Source organism: Flagellimonas lutimaris, from assembly GCF_003581615.1.
Taxonomy (GTDB): Bacteria; Bacteroidota; Bacteroidia; order Flavobacteriales; family Flavobacteriaceae; genus Flagellimonas; species Flagellimonas lutimaris.
The window spans coordinates 290,417-306,196 of record NZ_QXFH01000077.1; the positions used below are offsets into that span (position 1 = coordinate 290,417).

General features: G+C 39.3%; 13 protein-coding genes. 6 read left to right on the forward strand and 7 right to left on the reverse strand.

Annotated elements, in window-relative coordinates; genetic code table 11:
- Nucleotides 1-7: 7 nt before the first annotated feature.
- The gene (locus D2V08_RS15500; RefSeq protein WP_119609189.1) at nucleotides 8-1,597 is read right to left on the reverse strand and encodes an N-acyl-D-amino-acid deacylase family protein; all 1,590 of its coding nucleotides are present in this window, start codon (nucleotides 1,595-1,597) and stop codon (nucleotides 8-10) included.
- 14 nt (nucleotides 1,598-1,611) lie between these two features.
- A complete protein-coding gene (locus D2V08_RS15505; protein WP_119609191.1) occupies nucleotides 1,612-2,490 on the reverse strand; it encodes an aminotransferase class IV in 879 nt (292 codons plus the stop codon).
- 243 nt (nucleotides 2,491-2,733) lie between these two features.
- Here D2V08_RS15505 and D2V08_RS15510 point away from each other — a divergent pair, with 243 nt between their 5' ends.
- The 4 genes from D2V08_RS15510 to D2V08_RS15525 are packed head-to-tail and all read left to right on the forward strand — an operon-like array spanning nucleotide 2,734 to nucleotide 5,661.
- A complete protein-coding gene (locus D2V08_RS15510) occupies nucleotides 2,734-3,255 on the forward strand; it encodes a 5' nucleotidase, NT5C type (protein ID WP_119609193.1) in 522 nt (173 codons plus the stop codon).
- A gap of 12 nt (nucleotides 3,256-3,267) precedes the next feature.
- Entirely contained in the window at nucleotides 3,268-3,987 is a 720-nt protein-coding gene (locus tag D2V08_RS15515) for a carboxylesterase family protein (protein WP_119609195.1), read from the forward strand.
- 5 nt (nucleotides 3,988-3,992) lie between these two features.
- On the forward strand, nucleotides 3,993-4,718 hold the full coding sequence (locus D2V08_RS15520) for a M15 family metallopeptidase (RefSeq protein WP_119609197.1): 726 nt from the start codon (nucleotides 3,993-3,995) through the stop codon (nucleotides 4,716-4,718).
- A 16-nt stretch (nucleotides 4,719-4,734) separates the two neighbouring features.
- On the forward strand, nucleotides 4,735-5,661 hold the full coding sequence (locus D2V08_RS15525) for an alpha/beta hydrolase (RefSeq protein WP_119609199.1): 927 nt from the start codon (nucleotides 4,735-4,737) through the stop codon (nucleotides 5,659-5,661).
- Here D2V08_RS15525 and D2V08_RS15530 read toward each other — a convergent pair.
- The 3 genes from D2V08_RS15530 to D2V08_RS15540 form a co-directional block, all read right to left on the reverse strand.
- A complete protein-coding gene (locus D2V08_RS15530; protein WP_313790110.1) occupies nucleotides 5,658-6,776 on the reverse strand; it encodes a class I SAM-dependent methyltransferase in 1,119 nt (372 codons plus the stop codon). The genes D2V08_RS15525 and D2V08_RS15530 overlap by 4 nt on opposite strands.
- 73 nt (nucleotides 6,777-6,849) lie before the next feature.
- Nucleotides 6,850-7,950: an AI-2E family transporter gene (locus tag D2V08_RS15535; protein WP_119609203.1), complete on the reverse strand. Its 1,101-nt coding sequence runs from the start codon at nucleotides 7,948-7,950 to the stop codon at nucleotides 6,850-6,852.
- A gap of 3 nt (nucleotides 7,951-7,953) precedes the next feature.
- Complete coding sequence (locus D2V08_RS15540; protein ID WP_119609205.1) at nucleotides 7,954-8,604, reverse strand: DUF4159 domain-containing protein; 651 nt, start codon at nucleotides 8,602-8,604, stop codon at nucleotides 7,954-7,956.
- Nucleotides 8,605-8,643: 39 nt separating this feature from the next.
- On the opposite strand from D2V08_RS15540, the gene D2V08_RS15545 reads away from it, so the two are divergent.
- On the forward strand, nucleotides 8,644-9,405 hold the full coding sequence (locus D2V08_RS15545) for a DUF1223 domain-containing protein (protein ID WP_119609207.1): 762 nt from the start codon (nucleotides 8,644-8,646) through the stop codon (nucleotides 9,403-9,405).
- On the opposite strand, the gene D2V08_RS15550 is transcribed toward D2V08_RS15545, so the two are convergent.
- Nucleotides 9,402-10,109 (reverse strand): 16S rRNA (uracil(1498)-N(3))-methyltransferase, encoded by a 708-nt coding sequence (locus D2V08_RS15550; protein ID WP_119609209.1) that lies wholly within the window; start codon nucleotides 10,107-10,109, stop codon nucleotides 9,402-9,404. The two genes, D2V08_RS15545 and D2V08_RS15550, sit on opposite strands and share 4 nt — an antisense overlap.
- Nucleotides 10,110-10,127: 18 nt before the next feature.
- A complete protein-coding gene (tsaD, locus tag D2V08_RS15555; RefSeq protein WP_119609211.1) occupies nucleotides 10,128-11,156 on the reverse strand; it encodes a tRNA (adenosine(37)-N6)-threonylcarbamoyltransferase complex transferase subunit TsaD in 1,029 nt (342 codons plus the stop codon).
- A gap of 21 nt (nucleotides 11,157-11,177) precedes the next feature.
- Between tsaD and D2V08_RS15560 the strand changes: the two genes are divergently transcribed.
- Complete coding sequence (locus tag D2V08_RS15560; protein ID WP_439108282.1) at nucleotides 11,178-15,680, forward strand: translocation/assembly module TamB domain-containing protein; 4,503 nt, start codon at nucleotides 11,178-11,180, stop codon at nucleotides 15,678-15,680.
- The last annotated feature ends 100 nt before the right edge of the window (nucleotides 15,681-15,780 follow it).

Sequence of the window (15,780 nt, forward strand, 5' to 3'; positions counted from 1 at the left end):
TGTTGGTCTATTGTTTTCTTAATACTATTCCTGATTTTATATCCTTGAATTCACCGTTTTCAACTGCCAAACCTCCGTTCACGATTACAAATTCGATACCTTCGGAATATTGATGTGGTTTTTCAAAAGTGGCTTTGTCAATAACAGTTTCTGGATTAAAGATGGTAATATCTGCCCTTAATCCTTCTTTAATTAAACCGCGGTCAGATAAGTTAAGACTTTGCGCTGGTAAATAGGTCATTTTTCGAATAGCCTCGCTTAGTTCCAAGGTGTTTTTCTCCCGAACATATCGTCCAAGGACCCTTGGGAAGGTTCCATACCACCGAGGGTGCGGGTGACCCATGCCCGGTTCTACCAATCTACCGTCTGAACCTATCATGGTAAACGGATGTTTCATGATGCGTTCTACATCTTCTTCGGCCATGGCGTGGAAAACACAAGAGGCGCCACCGTTCAATTGCGCTTTAATGACCATATCGGCACCATTTTCCACCGATGGTTCCAAGTCGTTTTGTTCGCACCAGTATTTCAATGTTTTTCCTTCCAGTTCCGGCTGCCATTCAACCTTCGCAAACTGAACCCTGTCCAGATCGGAACCTCCCCGATCATTAAGGATATTGAAAACGATGCCATTTTTTATACTGTCTCTCAATACGGGGTCTGCAACGCGTTCCTCAAAGGCTTCTTGTCCGCCAGCTCTTGCCCAACTGGGAATTAAAACTGATATCCCAGTGTAACTCGCTGCATAGGGATATTGGTCCATTTTAATGTCAAGTCCTTTGGCCCTAGCGGAATCCACCATGGCGAGGGTTCGCGCACTTTTTCCCCACATAGGTTTTCCAATGGCTTTATGGTGAGTCAATACCACAGGAATATCGGCTTCTTCGGAAATTTGAATGGCTTCGGCAACGGCATCAAATAGCCCCAGACCTTCTTCTCTTAAGTGTGATGTATAAATACCGCCATAGTCTGAAGCTACTTTGGAAAGACTAATGACTTCGTCGACTTTGGAAAAGGCCCCAGGCAGATATTTTAAACCTGTTGAGATGCCAAAGGCACCATCTTTCATTGCACTGTCCACTTCAGCTTCCATGGCTTTGAGCTCTTCTGCTGTTGGTGCTCTATTTTCTAGCCCCATGATATTTCTTCGAATGGTGTTATGACCAACTAGATAAGCCACATTCATTCCAACACCTTTATTTTGGAGACTGTCCATGTAAGGTTTGAGCGGATAGGGTGAACTGCCATCGGGCCCGCCCAATGATGTGGTAACCCCTTGCCTAACATGGCTCTCGCAAGAGTTAAGTTCCATGATGGGCTCAATATGTGTGTGCATGTCAATAAAACCAGGTGAAACAGCTAATCCAGAAGCATCAATTATTTTGTTTGCTTTGGCATTGTCGAATTCTCCCAAGGCAACAATCATGGAGTCTTTGATGGCAATGTCGGTAACTATTGGGTCTCCACCTTTGCCATCGTAGACGTTGCCGTTTAAAATTAAGATGTCATAGGTATCTTGGTTACTACAGGAGAAAACCCATAGCAGGCATACTCCCAATAGTGTTTTAAAAAGTGTGTTGGAATTAGTTTTGGTCATAATTAAGTGGTTATTTATAAAGTAATATTGGCCGTGTTTATTTCTCTGAGTTGTGCAAATGCTTTTTGAAGCTTGATGGTGACTTTGCCGATTTCATCATTTTTATAAAAAGTACGGGAACCCAGTTGGGCGATAGAAGCCACTTGAGTAGTTGTGCCTGTAAAAAAGGCCTCGTCCATATGTTCAATTTCGTTTTCAGCAATGGGTTTCTCGTTTACAGGTATATCAAGGTCACTACAAAGTTTTAGTACAATCTTTCTTGTAATGCCGTTCAAGATATGTTCGTTGGCCGGATGGGTGAGAACAGTGCCATCTTTCACAAAAAAGATATTGGTGTGCGACCCTTCCGAAATGACACCATCTCTTACCAAAGCAGCTTCATTGGTATTTGCGTTCATTGCCGCTTCGTTGGTCATAATATTGCCCAACAATGAAGTGGATTTAATATCGCATCGATGCCATCTAAAATCAGGTTCCAAGATAGCCTTCATGTTCTTAGGATTTATGTGCGGAAGACTGAAGGGTAGGGCATACATCATCACGGTTGCAGGAACACCTTTTGGATACGAGTGTTTTCTAGGAGCTACTCCACGGGTTACTTGCATGTAAATCAAACAAGACTGGTCCGTCAAATTGGAAGCTTTAAGCAGTACTTCCAAATTATCATCGATTTCCTTGATATTATATTGGATTCCAATTTTATTCAGATTGTCTTGTAGTCTATCTAGGTGTGCCTTTTTATAGAAAAGACCATTTTCCAACTGCACCATTACTTCGTAAATACCATCTCCGAACAAAAAACCACGATCAAAAACTGATATTTTGGCGTCTTCAGCAGATACTATTTTACCATTTAAATAAACTTTTTTAGGAAAATTTCCTTTGGGCAACATGTAAGGTTGGTTTTAAGCAGAAAAACGCAATTTGCGCTTTAGGCAATCTTGTTGTGTGAAGGTAACTGTTATTTCTTAAAATTAAAATTCAGCGATAAAGTTTGGTCAGGCGATAAAATAATTTTGTGAAATTTTTGAAAAGCTTCGGCTCTTTTTGAGAAATTCATTCCCGTTAACAATAGATTTAGATGGTAAGTTTTAATTTTTGGGGAGTTTTAACGTACTTCACAAAAAAGAAAAAGCATGATCATTTTTGTTGATATGGACGAGGTAATTGCAGACGCCTACCAAGCCCATATAGATATTTATAACCAAGAATTCAACGCTCAAATAAAAGCAGAAGAATGCCATGGTAGGGAATTTTGGCAATGTGTGCCTCAAGAACATCAACAATCCATAAAGGACCATACAAGGCGAGATGGCTTTTTTCAGGATTTAAAAATAATTGAAGGTAGTCAGGAGGTACTAACGGAGTTGAGCAAAAAGCATGAGGTCTATATTGCTTCAGCTGCCATGGAGTTTCCACAATCGCTAAGGGAAAAATCGGATTGGCTGGATGAATTCTTTCCTTTTATTTCTTGGCAGAACCGAATCCTCTGTGGCAACAAGCATGTTTTAAAGGGTGATGTGCTCATAGACGACCGTAGCAAGAATCTTGGACCCTTTGATGGAAGGTCCATTATGTTCACCTCTCCACATAATATGAATGTTACCAGCTTTGAACGTGCCAATTCGTGGAAAGATATCGCCGATAAACTTTTGTAACTTGTGACCACAATGCAAAAGAATTTATCCAGATTTTTAGTTTTGGCCGGTTTGTTGCTCCTACAAGCATGTGCGGCTCAATCACATCTTGTCCAAGACGAGCTGGAAACAATTTCGAAAGAAAATTTAAAGTACTACCTCTATTACCCCGAGGATTATTTTGATTCAGAGGAAGATTTTGGACTATTGCTTTTCCTCCATGGTGGAGGAGAATCCGGTAGAAATATAGAGGAAATCAAGGATACGGGGCCACCCAAAATGTTGGCGGAAGGTAAACAATTTCCATTTTTGATTTTGGCCCCGCAAAACTCCCACGCAAAAAAATGGTGGAACACAGATGCCGTTGTCCAATTATTGGATTCCGTGGTTAATTCCAATAGAGTGGATAAAAATAGAATCTACCTGACTGGCTTGAGTAGGGGAGGAAGTGCCTCTTGGGAGTTGGCCACCCAATATCCGGACAAGTTCGCGGCCATGGCCGTGGTCTGTGGAATGACACCTTTACCTTATGCACATTGGATAGACCAAAATATGCCCATATGGGTTTTTCATGGCGATCAAGATGATGTGATTGATGTGGAAGAGTCCGATAAAATGGTCGAAAAGCTACGTGAAATGGGACGCGATGTCCGTTACACCAGATACCATGGTGTTGGTCATAATGCTTGGGGAAGGGCCTACACGACGGACTCTTTATACACATGGTTTGCCAATAAAAAACGAATGAATTAAGACAAATGAAATATTCAATCTTTCTTTTAGGGCTTCTCTTGATCACAAGTTGTCGACAAAAACCTAAAACGAATAAAAATCATGCAGTTCAAGCTGAAACCGAAATAATCCTGGATTCAGTTTCTAAAGACACAATAGTAAAAGAAGCGAAATCAGCTTTGAAAACATTTGAAAGCTTGGCCGATACCACTTTTGTTCGATTGGCTGATTTTTGCAAAGACTTCGCCTATGACATGCGCTACGCTACTGAAAATAATTTTTTAAAGGCTAAAGTGTATGATTGTGCTGAGTGCTATACCCGGGTAAAAACGGCAAAGGCACTGATTGAGGCGAATAAGGATTTTATGAAAAATGGGGTGAAAATCAAGTTTTTTGATTGCTATCGCCCCAACTCTGTCCAATATAAAATGTGGGAGATCGTACCTAACCCACAATACGTTGCCAATCCGGATAAAGGGTCTATTCATAACAAAGGAGGTGCCGTGGACATTACTTTGGTAGATATGGAAGGGAATGAACTTGATATGGGAACCGACTTTGACTACTTCGGTAAAAGGGCCTATCATGATAATATGGACTTGCCCCAAGAAATATTGGACAACCGAAAATTATTGAAAGAGACCATGGAAGCACATGGGTTCTGGTCTATCAGAACAGAATGGTGGCATTATAATCTTTCGGCAGCCTCCAACGATCGGGTGGCTAACTTTAAATGGGAATGTAACGACTGATCAAAAATTGATTCGCATGAACGCACAAATACAAACAACCTTTCTTTGCGTATTATTTTCAATGGTGCTATCTGCACAGGATACCATAATGCCGTTATGGCCGAAGGCCATTCCCAATCAAATGGAAACTTCTGAAAAGGAAGTGATAGAACATACTGATGATGGGATTGTTTGGATCACCAATGTCCAAAAACCAACCTTGGAAGTATACTTACCGGCACAAAGAAATGCCAACGGAAAAGCTGTGGTTATTTTTCCGGGAGGAGGATATTATGGCTTGGCCTATGATTGGGAAGGTACCGACATAGCAAAAGCTTTAAATGCAAAAGGGGTGGCAGGTATTGTTGTGAAATATCGTTTGCCAGGCTCCAAGTCAATTACCAAAAATAAAAATGTGGTCCCGCTTCAGGATGCACAGCGCGCCATAAGATTGGTAAAATCAAAAGCGGCTGAATGGAATCTTGATTCAGATAAAATTGGAATCATGGGATTTTCCGCCGGGGGGCATTTAGCATCTACCTTAGGAACACATTATAACGACCAAGTTTATAATCGACAGGATGATGCGGATGATTTATCGGCAAGGCCTGATTTTATGATTTTAATTTATCCTGTGATTACCCTTGGAGTTTCCAGTACCCATACAGGTTCCAGAGTTTCATTGGTGGGGGAGAACCCAACCGAAGATGCAGTTGTTTACCTGTCCAATGAAAAACATGTTACGGAGGCAACACCGCCTACTTTTTTATTGCATGCTATGGATGATGATGCGGTACCTGTGGAGAATACCACCTTGTTTTTTGATGCACTAAGAAAACACAACGTGCCTACCACCATGCACGTTTACCCTGAAGGAAGACATGGTTTTGCTTTGGCTTTGCATGATGATAAACTAAAAAACTGGACCAACCTGCTTTTTGATTGGCTTGAAACTTTGGATTAATCAACCACTTTTTCGCAATCTAGAACTAATAAGGAGTCGTTAATGGCCTTAGTGAAGAATACATAACGACTGCCCCCATCTTTGATTTTATGTTTTTTGCGAAGCTCCGCTACGGAGATCGGGAAATTCCGTGTCGTGATATTTGCTTTTGATAGGGAGATTGATTTCAATGATTTTTTGGAATAGGGGAGGATGTGTTGGACTTTAAATCTTCTACCTGGGAAATCAAGGATTTCCTCGGATGTATATAAATGTGAATGCGGGTGTAGCTTTTTTAAACCATATGCTTTCGCCACAGACTTAAAACCTCCGGATTTTAAAATAGCGGCATTGGGTTCGTATAAATAAGAAGCAGGTTCACCAAAATCTATGTTGATGTGCTGTTCCTTTTCCAATAAAAAGTCGAACTCATCATTTTGCTTTGGTTGTAAGTTGATGGTTTTTATTTCAATGCTTCCTTTGAATCCTTTTTCCAAAATAAAAAGAAGCTCCTTTACTTCATTTTGAACGGCCACTACATGAACCTCTTTTACAAAATTCAATTCTATAATCCCCATTTTAATATCCAAAAGTGGGGATGTTTTGACCAAGACGTTTTGTGCTTTTTCAAAAAGCAAAGGAAGATGTTCGGGTAAATTTGGCAGGCAGTCTTCTAATAAAAACACCTTCCCTTTTTTGTCATTTCTTCTTGATGGGTCAACAAAAACCCAATCAAAATTCGAGCTGGAGTTTTTTAAAAAATCAATGCCATTCACCGAAAAGCATTCAATGTTTGCTTGCCCTAAAATTTCGAAATTATGATGAGCAATTTCACTCAATTCCGGGTTAATTTCGCAATGCAAAACCGACTCCATTTTTTTGGAAAAAAAGTAGCTGTCAACACCAAATCCTCCCGTAAGGTCAATGAGTGATTTTCCGTCTACTATTTGAGCTTTGTATTGAGCGGTCAGTTCGGAACTGGTTTGTTCAATATTTAGTTTGTTGGGATAATAAATGTTGGGCGTGTTGAACCATGTGGGAAGCTTATCCTGACACTTTTTTTTAGCTTCAATCTGTTCCGCCAATTCCTTTTGGGCTATTCCTTCAAAAATAGGTTCACGCAATAAAACTGACATGATGTCAGATGATATTTTCTGAAATATAAAATCCTGTACACCAGTATTTAAAATAAGTTTATTCAAACTGATGCTATAAGTTTTTTGTCAATTTTTTTACAAAAGAATAATCTGCTAAAAATTCCTTTAAAATTACTTTTATGGCGGTATATCCTGGTACTGCGACCACCATACCTACTATACCGAACAACAACCCTGCGATGATGATAATCAAGAAGATTTCCAAGGGATGGGATTTTACACTTTTGGAAAAAATAAAAGGCTGTGAAAAGAAATTATCAATGAGTTGACCTATGGTCAATCCGATTAAAACATACATTGCTTTAGGCAAAATAACGGTGCTAAAATCAGCATCCAAAAAACTGGTCATTGTTAAGGTAATCATGGTTACCCCACCTATGATCGGGCCAATGTATGGAATGATGTTGAAGAGTGCACACAAGAACGCAATCACGATGGCATTTTCTACACCGACAATTAGGAGTGCAATAGTATAAATTACAAACAATATAAAAAGCTGAAGCAATATACCGGCAAAGTATCTGGAAAGTAAATTGTTGATCTTATCAATGGACTTTACCAAGTTACTTTCTTTGTTGTCTGGAACAAATGTCAAGATTCCATTTTGTAACAATTTACTGTCCTTTAAAAAGAAAAAGGAAATGAAGAGAACTGAAAAAAGACCGATACTGAAATTACTTAAAGCATTGACAAAAGAATTGAGGAAATTTGGTATGAATCCTAAATCCAATCCTTTAAGTACATTTTCCTCTATTTGGGATTCATCCAATAAATTATTGAAACTTCCTGTGGAGGCACCAAAATAGTCCAAGGTTTGTAAATAAAGTGTATTCAGGTCGCCTTTAAGAGCTTCTATGTCGAGTAAAGATAGATTTTTACTTTGCTCAGCAATTAACGGTATAAATAAGGCTAGAATCCCTAAAAAAATGCATAACATAAATACCATAGTGACCACTACTGCCAAGGTATTCGGAAATTTAAGCCTTCGCCGCAAGAACAGAACAATGGGTCTGCCCAATAAGGCTAAAACAGCGGCAATGGCCAAATAAGCCAATACAGACTGAATTTTATAAAAAAACCAACCCAAAAGCACCACGCCCACTATAATGGCGACGGCCCGAAGTATTCCGTTTGCTATTGTTTTTGCGTTCATCGATTAACTTTTAAAAGCGTATTCCACAATGTTGGCACCCATCTGCAATGCTTTTATTCGAACTTCTTCGGGGTCGTTGTGCACGGAGGGATCTTCCCAACCATCACCGAGATCACACTCATAAGTATATAGCAAAATAAGTCTTCCTTGGTTAAAAATGCCAAAGGCTTGAGGTCTTTTTCCATCATGCTCATGAATTTTGGGAAGTCCATCGGGGAATTCAAATTTTTGTGAAAAAATGGGATGATCTGAGCCCAATTCCTCCAATGGTTCATCCGGAAAAACTTTTTCCAACTCTCTTTTTAAATAGGGTTCCATGCCATAATTATCATCAATATGTAAAAAACCTCCGGATAAGAGATAGGTTCGTAAATTTTGCACCTCTTCATCAGTAAAAAAAACATTTCCGTGTCCGGTCATGTGCAAGAAAGGATATTTAAAAATGGAAACACTTCCAGCCTCTACGGTTTCTGGTTCAGGATTGATTTTAGTACCAATATTGGTGTTGCAAAACTGAATCAGATTGGGTAGTGCCGTAGGATTGGAGTACCAATCGCCACCGCCACCATATTTAAGAATTGCAATTTCCTGCGAAGTAGCCAGAGCCATCACAAAAAAAGTTAAAGTACATATTAACTTGGTAAGTTGTGCCATTTAAATACGAATAACTATACAATCAAAAGTACAGTATTCATGATTAAAAAGGCCATAATTCTCTCATTTACCTTTTTTGCTTTGTCTTTGTACACGCTATATACAGCGAACGAGGTAAAACCGGTAATTCAAGAAAACAAGAATCCAATTGTGTTGGAGCTTTTTACCTCACAAGGGTGTTCCAGCTGTCCCCCAGCTGATGTTCTTTTGGAACAGTTAAAGAATAAGTTTCCAAATGATGTAATCACATTGTCATACCATGTAGACTATTGGGATTATATAGGCTGGAAGGACCCTTTTTCCAATAAGGCCTATACCAAAAAGCAAAGGAAATATGGAAGAAAATTTGGTCAGCGAAACATTTATACGCCTGAAATGGTAATCAATGGTAAAGAACACTTTGTTGGCTCAAATAGCTCAATTCTATATTCAAAAATTAAAGAATATAGTACTGAGAATAGGGATAATCCTGTAGAAATTTGTGATTTAGAATTATCAAATGGGACAATATCTTTTTCCTATAATACCGTTGAAAATATAAGTAATGAATGGTTGAGGGCGGTATTGGTGGTCAATGAAAGAGAGACGCAAGTAAAAAGAGGTGAAAACAGAAATAGAACCTTAAAAAATAGCAATATTGTAGTTGCAGAAAAAATGATTGAATTGAATAGTTACGAAAAAGAATCTTTCTTAATGATACCAGATTTGGTCACAAACACTGATGACCTGACCCTTGTAGTGATCCTTGAAACCCAAAACCATGATATTATTGGTGCTTCACAAAAACGTATTGGACACTAACTATTGATTATAGCTACTGTTGTGCAGGCTACGATGGCCGCTGTTTCTGTGCGAAGGCGGTTTCTTCCCAAAGAAATGGGTATGTAACTTTTTTCTTTTGCCAGGTCAATTTCCGTTTTGGAAAAATCACCTTCCGGGCCTATCAGGATTGTGGCATCATTGTCCGCTATCACCTTTCTTTTTAACTCCATTTTTTCTCCATCTTGGCAATGGGCTATAAATTTAAAACCTGTAGAAATATCGTTTTCTAGGAATTCCTTGCAAGAAATAGGTGGATTAATTTGCGGTAAAACGGTTTGTAATGATTGCTTCATGGCAGATTGAAGCACTCGCTCCATTCTTTCCAGTTTGATGGTCTTTCTTTCTGAGTGATCACAAATAATAGGGGTAATCTCGTCTACACCTATTTCTGTGGCCTTCTCCAAGAACCATTCATATCGGTCGTTCATTTTTGTGGGGGCGACCACCATATGTAGTTTGTACCGTTTGGGTATAGATTTACGATTAGAAATGATACGTGCCTTGCACTTTTTTTGATTAGGCTCTAAAATTTCAGCCTCGAACAAATAACCTTTACCGTTGGTGATGTGCACAATATCTCCCTCAGATTTACGAAGCACCCTCACAATGTGCTTGCTTTCATCTGGTGGAAAAACAAATTGTTTGGCACTGTAGTCCAATTTGGGGTTGTAGAAAAGCTGCATAGCTATGGTTTAAATTAATTAGCCACCGATGGCGTAACGTGCTTTGGCAGCAATACTTTGATCTGTGAATTTGCCTCTTTCAAATTTTAGGTAACCCACAATGCCGATCATAGCTGCATTGTCCGTGCAATACTCAAATTTAGGAATAAAGGTTTGCCAGCCCAACTTTTCTTCTGCATCCTTGAGCCTACCTCTAATTCCGGAATTGGCAGCAACCCCACCTCCAATGGCAATTTGATTGATACCTGTCTGGTCAACAGCTAATTGTAGTTTGTCCATCAATATTTCCAATATGGTGAACTGCACCGAAGCGCAGATATCGTTCATATTTTGGGAAACAAAATCAGGATTTTTCTGGGTTTCGCGCTGCAAAAAGTATAGAATGCTGGTTTTTAATCCACTAAAACTAAAATTTAATCCATCAACTTTAGGTTTGGGAAACTGAAACGCATCGGGTTTGCCCAATTTTGCATATCTATCAATCAATGGGCCGCCAGGGTAGGGAAGTCCCATCAATTTTGCACTTTTATCAAACGCTTCACCTACGGCATCGTCCAAGGTTTCGCCCAAGACTTCCATAGAGAAATAATCCGAAACCTTTACAATTTGAGTATGCCCCCCGCTAATGGTCATTGCCAAAAAAGGAAATGTGGGAGCCGTTTGGTTTTCATCCTCAATAAAATGGGCTAAAATATGCGCCTCCATATGGTTTACCTCAATCAAAGGAATATCCAAACCTAATGCCAAGGACTTGGCAAAAGACGTTCCCACCAGCAAAGAACCCATAAGTCCGGGTCCTCTTGTAAAAGCTATGGCAGATAGTTGTTTTTTATCGATATTTGCCTTGGCCAAGGCTTGGTGCACCACGGGGACAATATTTTGTTGATGTGCCCTTGAAGCCAATTCTGGGACAACACCGCCATATTGCTTGTGAATTTCTTGTGTAGCTACAACATTGCTGAGTACTTTTGTATTGCAAAGCACGGCAGCAGAGGTGTCATCACAGGATGATTCAATCGCAAGAATATATTTTTTTCGATTTTCCACAGGTTTTGGAACAAAAATTGGTTGTCAAAGGTAAAACATAAAAGCCCTATCAAAAAACTTCGTAAAATACTGTTACGTTTCCTACTGGCCATTGTTCTCATTATAGTTTTGGGCTCTTTGGTTCTTTCCTTGCCCGTCGTGCAGACCAGATTGGGGAAATATGCAATGGATTCGTTGAACGAAGAGTTTGGGACCAACATTCAGATAGATAGAATAAGCATGTCCCTTTTTAACTTAAATGCCGGAATTAAAGGGGTTTATGTTGAGGATTACAAAAAAGATACGCTGATTTACATCCATAAACTATCCACTTCTATTTTAAACCTGCGTAATATGGCCAACAATAAGATGGAGTTTGGCGATATTGAGTTGGATGGTCTTACTTTTAATTTAAAGACCTATGAGGGGGAAACTGATACGAATTTGGATGTATTTGTGGCTAAACTGGATGACGGCAAACCACGTGACCCGGGAACCCCTCCATTTTTTATGTCTTCCGATGAGATTCAAATAAATAGCGGCAAATTTAGGTTGATTGATGAGAACTTGGAATCCCAAGAGGTATTGAATTTCTCTGAAATTGAAATTTTGGCGTACAATTTTCAGATTCTTGGCCCCGATGTTTCTCTGAAGATAAAGAACCTGTCCACCTTGGCGAAAAGGGGAATTCGCCTTAAAAATATGGCTACGGATTTTAAGTACACTAGGCAGCAAATGCGCTTTGATTCACTTTTGATAGATACCGAGCAATCCGAGTTAAAGGGGAATTTGGTGTTTAATTATGAGCGAGAGAATTTGGCCAATTTCGTTGATTTGGTAAACATCGATGCTGATTTCACAGATTCCTCCGTGGCTCTTAACGAAATCAATGCATTTTTTAATGAATTTGGGGAAGATAAAATAGTCAATTTTACTGGGAGTTTTAGTGGAGTCCTCAATCAACTACAAGTTGACGACCTATTCCTTTTTACCGACAATACAGGTATTCGAGGTGATTTTAGGTTCGATAATATGTTTAGTGAACAAGCCCCATTTGTATTAAAGGGAGAAATTGATAACCTAACCTCCAGCTATTATCAACTTAGAAGCATACTGCCCGATATTTTAGGCCGGAACATTCCGGAATCGGTTCAAAAATTGGGTCAATTTACAGTACGTGGAGATGCGGAAATCACGGAAACATCCATTGATGTTACCGTTAATTTGAATACCGCTGTTGGAGATAGTTACGTGGATTTACAAATGACCAATGTGCAAACCATTGAGGATGCCTCTTATATTGGTTTTATTTCCTTGATAGACTTTAATCTGGGGGAATTTATAGAGAACGAGGACTTGGGGTTAGCTTCCATGGATATGAATGTGGAAGGAAAGGGGTTCGTGGCCGAAAGTTTAAACACAGAGATTTCTGGAGACGTATACAAGTTTGAGTTCAATGATTATGAATACAACAAAATTAAAGTAACGGGAATACTAAGGAACCAACTTTTTGATGGTATTCTGTTATGTAACGATGACAACTTTAGGTTTGATTTTCAGGGATTGGCCAATTTTGGACAGCGAGAGAACAAATTCAATTTTGTAGCGGCAGTAGATTATGCAGACTTAAGGGAGTTGAACTTCATCAATGATAGCATTTCTATTTTTAAGGGACATATAGATATGGATATCGAGGGCAACAATCTCGATGACATGGCAGGTCAGCTTCAATTTTCCAATACTACTTATCAAAATATAAACGATACGTACTATTTTGAAGATTTCACTGTAAATTCTTCCTTTGACCAAGATACTATTAGAACCATTGAAATAAACTCCCCGGATATTATAACTGGGTATATGAGAGGGAATTTTAAGGTAAATGAATTGGGACAACTTGTTCAAAATTCGGTAGGTAGTATATATACCAATTATCAGCCTTTTGAAATCTCCGACGGACAATATTTGGACTTCAACTTTAAGATTTACAATAAAATTGTTGATGTTTTTGTACCAGAAATGGCCTTTGATGCCAATACTTTTATACGTGGGGCCATAGAGGCGGATGAAAGTGATTTTAAACTCACCTTTAAATCACCCAGTATTGAAGCTTTTGGTAACAGGTTCGATAATATTGAGTTGAAAATAGACAATAAGAATCCACTTTTCAACACCTTCGTTTCTGTGGAGGACATGTCCACTGTTTATTATGATATCAAGGATTTCAGTCTCATCAATACTACCTTGAAGGATACACTGTTTTTTAGAACAGAGTTTAAAGGAGGCAGCGAATACGATGACAGCTACAACCTTAACTTTTATCACACCTTTAACAAGAATAATAGGTCGGTCATTGGACTCAAAAAATCAGACGTAAGTTTTAAGGGGAACACTTGGGTGCTCAATAAAGATGGCAATAGTAAGAACAAAGTAATTTTCAATAGTTCGTTGGACAGTATCCGTATTGAGGATGTGGTGATGGACAACAACAACCAAGAACAGATTCGCCTAAGGGGAGAATTCGCCGATTCCACCTATAAGGATTTGGACCTTCAATTTAAATTGGTTTCCCTGAACAAAATTACTCCAGCCATAGATAGCCTAAAAATGAACGGGGAGGTGGACGGTTTTCTAAATATTTTACAAAAAGACGGAAAGTACTTGCCTACCTCAAGCCTTAAAGTCAAGAACTTTAGTGTCAACGAAATGCGAATGGGTGATTTGGAGGTTGGCATTTATGGGAATAACGACCTAACAGAGTTTGGGGTGAGTACGTGGTTGAACGATGATGGAAAGGAACGGATGAGCATTAATGGTAAGGTCACCAATATAAACAACAAGCAAGAGCTGGACCTAGTGGCGGATTTTTCCGATTTCGCATTGGAACCTTTCAGGCCATTGGGAGAGGACATTATATCCAACATAAGGGGCAAGGTTAGTGGAAATACGACCATCACCGGTGATGTAAAAAACCCTTCAATCAATGGTGTACTCAGTTTAAATGAAGCAGGAATAGGGATCCCATACCTTAATGTTGATTATGATTTTGCTCCGTATTCACAAGTTCGACTTTTTGACCAGACTTTTTATTTCGAAAATATAGAGTTGTCCGATGTGGAGGAAGGTACCACAGCGACTTTGGACGGTACCATTAGCCATACGGGTTTTGACGATTGGTATTTGGGCTTGGATGTAGATACCAAGAACGACCGTTTTATGATTTTGAACACGGAATTCGATGAAGAATCATTATACTATGGAACAGGATTCATTAATGGGACAGGGAGTATTTATGGCCCAATAGATGCTTTGACTATTTCTGTGGATGCCACTACAGCTGCAGGTTCTTCACTTAAAATACCTTTGAGCGATGTTACGAGTGTGGGGGATTACTCATTTATCAATTTTGTCGAAAAAGGTGGCTCAAACTCTTTTGAGCAGGAACGAGTATTGGATGATTATCAAGGACTGGAAATGGCTTTCGACCTTGCCGTTACACCAGAAGCAGAAGTTGAGATTGTAGTAGATCAGAGTACAGGTAGTTCCCTAAAGGGAACAGGTGAAGGTATTTTGCTTATCGAAATTAACACCAATGGTAAATTCAACATGTATGGGGAATTTGTGGCTGTTACTGGAGAGTACAATTTTAAATATGGCGGAGTTATAGATAAAAAGTTTAAGGTTCGCCCAGGAGGTACTATTCTATGGGAACGTGATCCATTGGCCGCACAATTAAATTTGGAGGCCGTATATTCTTTAAACGCCAACCCAGCACCCCTTTTGGACAATGCAGGTTATACCGGTAGAATACCAACTGAGGTCGTAGTTAGGTTGGATGGGGAACTGGAAAGCCCCAATATTAATTTCGATATAGATTTTCCTGGAACTAACTCCGTGGTGCAGTCCGAGCTGGAATACCGCTTACAGGACCCTACTATCAAAGAGCGAAATGCCTTTTTTCTTTTGGCACAAGGAACTTTTGTGAACCCACAGTCAGGTGGTATCAACCAACAGGCGGTCACTGGAAACCTGATTCAGACGGCCTCAGGTCTTTTCAATCAAATTTTATCGGGGAACAACGATAAACTAAACTTTGGACTATCTTATGAGCAAGGCTATAATGATCCTAATGCTGATATTGCTACGGAAGATAGGATTGGAGTTACCGTTTCCACACAGATATCAGACCGTATTTTGGTGAACGGTAGAGTAGGTGTTCCTGTTGGAGGGGTGTCGGAAACCGTAGTGGCCGGAGATGTTGAGGTCCAAATATTATTGAATGACCAGGGCACATTAAGTGCCAAAATCTTTAATAGGGAAAACCAGATACAACAATTTTTGGCAGAACGACAAGGTTACACACAAGGGGTTGGTCTATCTTATCAAGTAGATTTTAATAGCTTTAAGGAGTTGATGCAGAAGGTGTTCAACAAGCAAGGGAAATTGGAAGAAGAAAAAAAACCTTCACCTGGAAAACAACCTACACAAGTGATGGGAAAAGACAGTCTAATACGTTTTTCGGAAAAGCCCGTAAATCATCCATAAATCAATTTATTAGATTTTATATTTTTCAAGGTTTTTGGATAAATTTATTACGAAAACGTTTGAGAAAGTCCTTGAAAACAAATAAATTATTAAGATATTC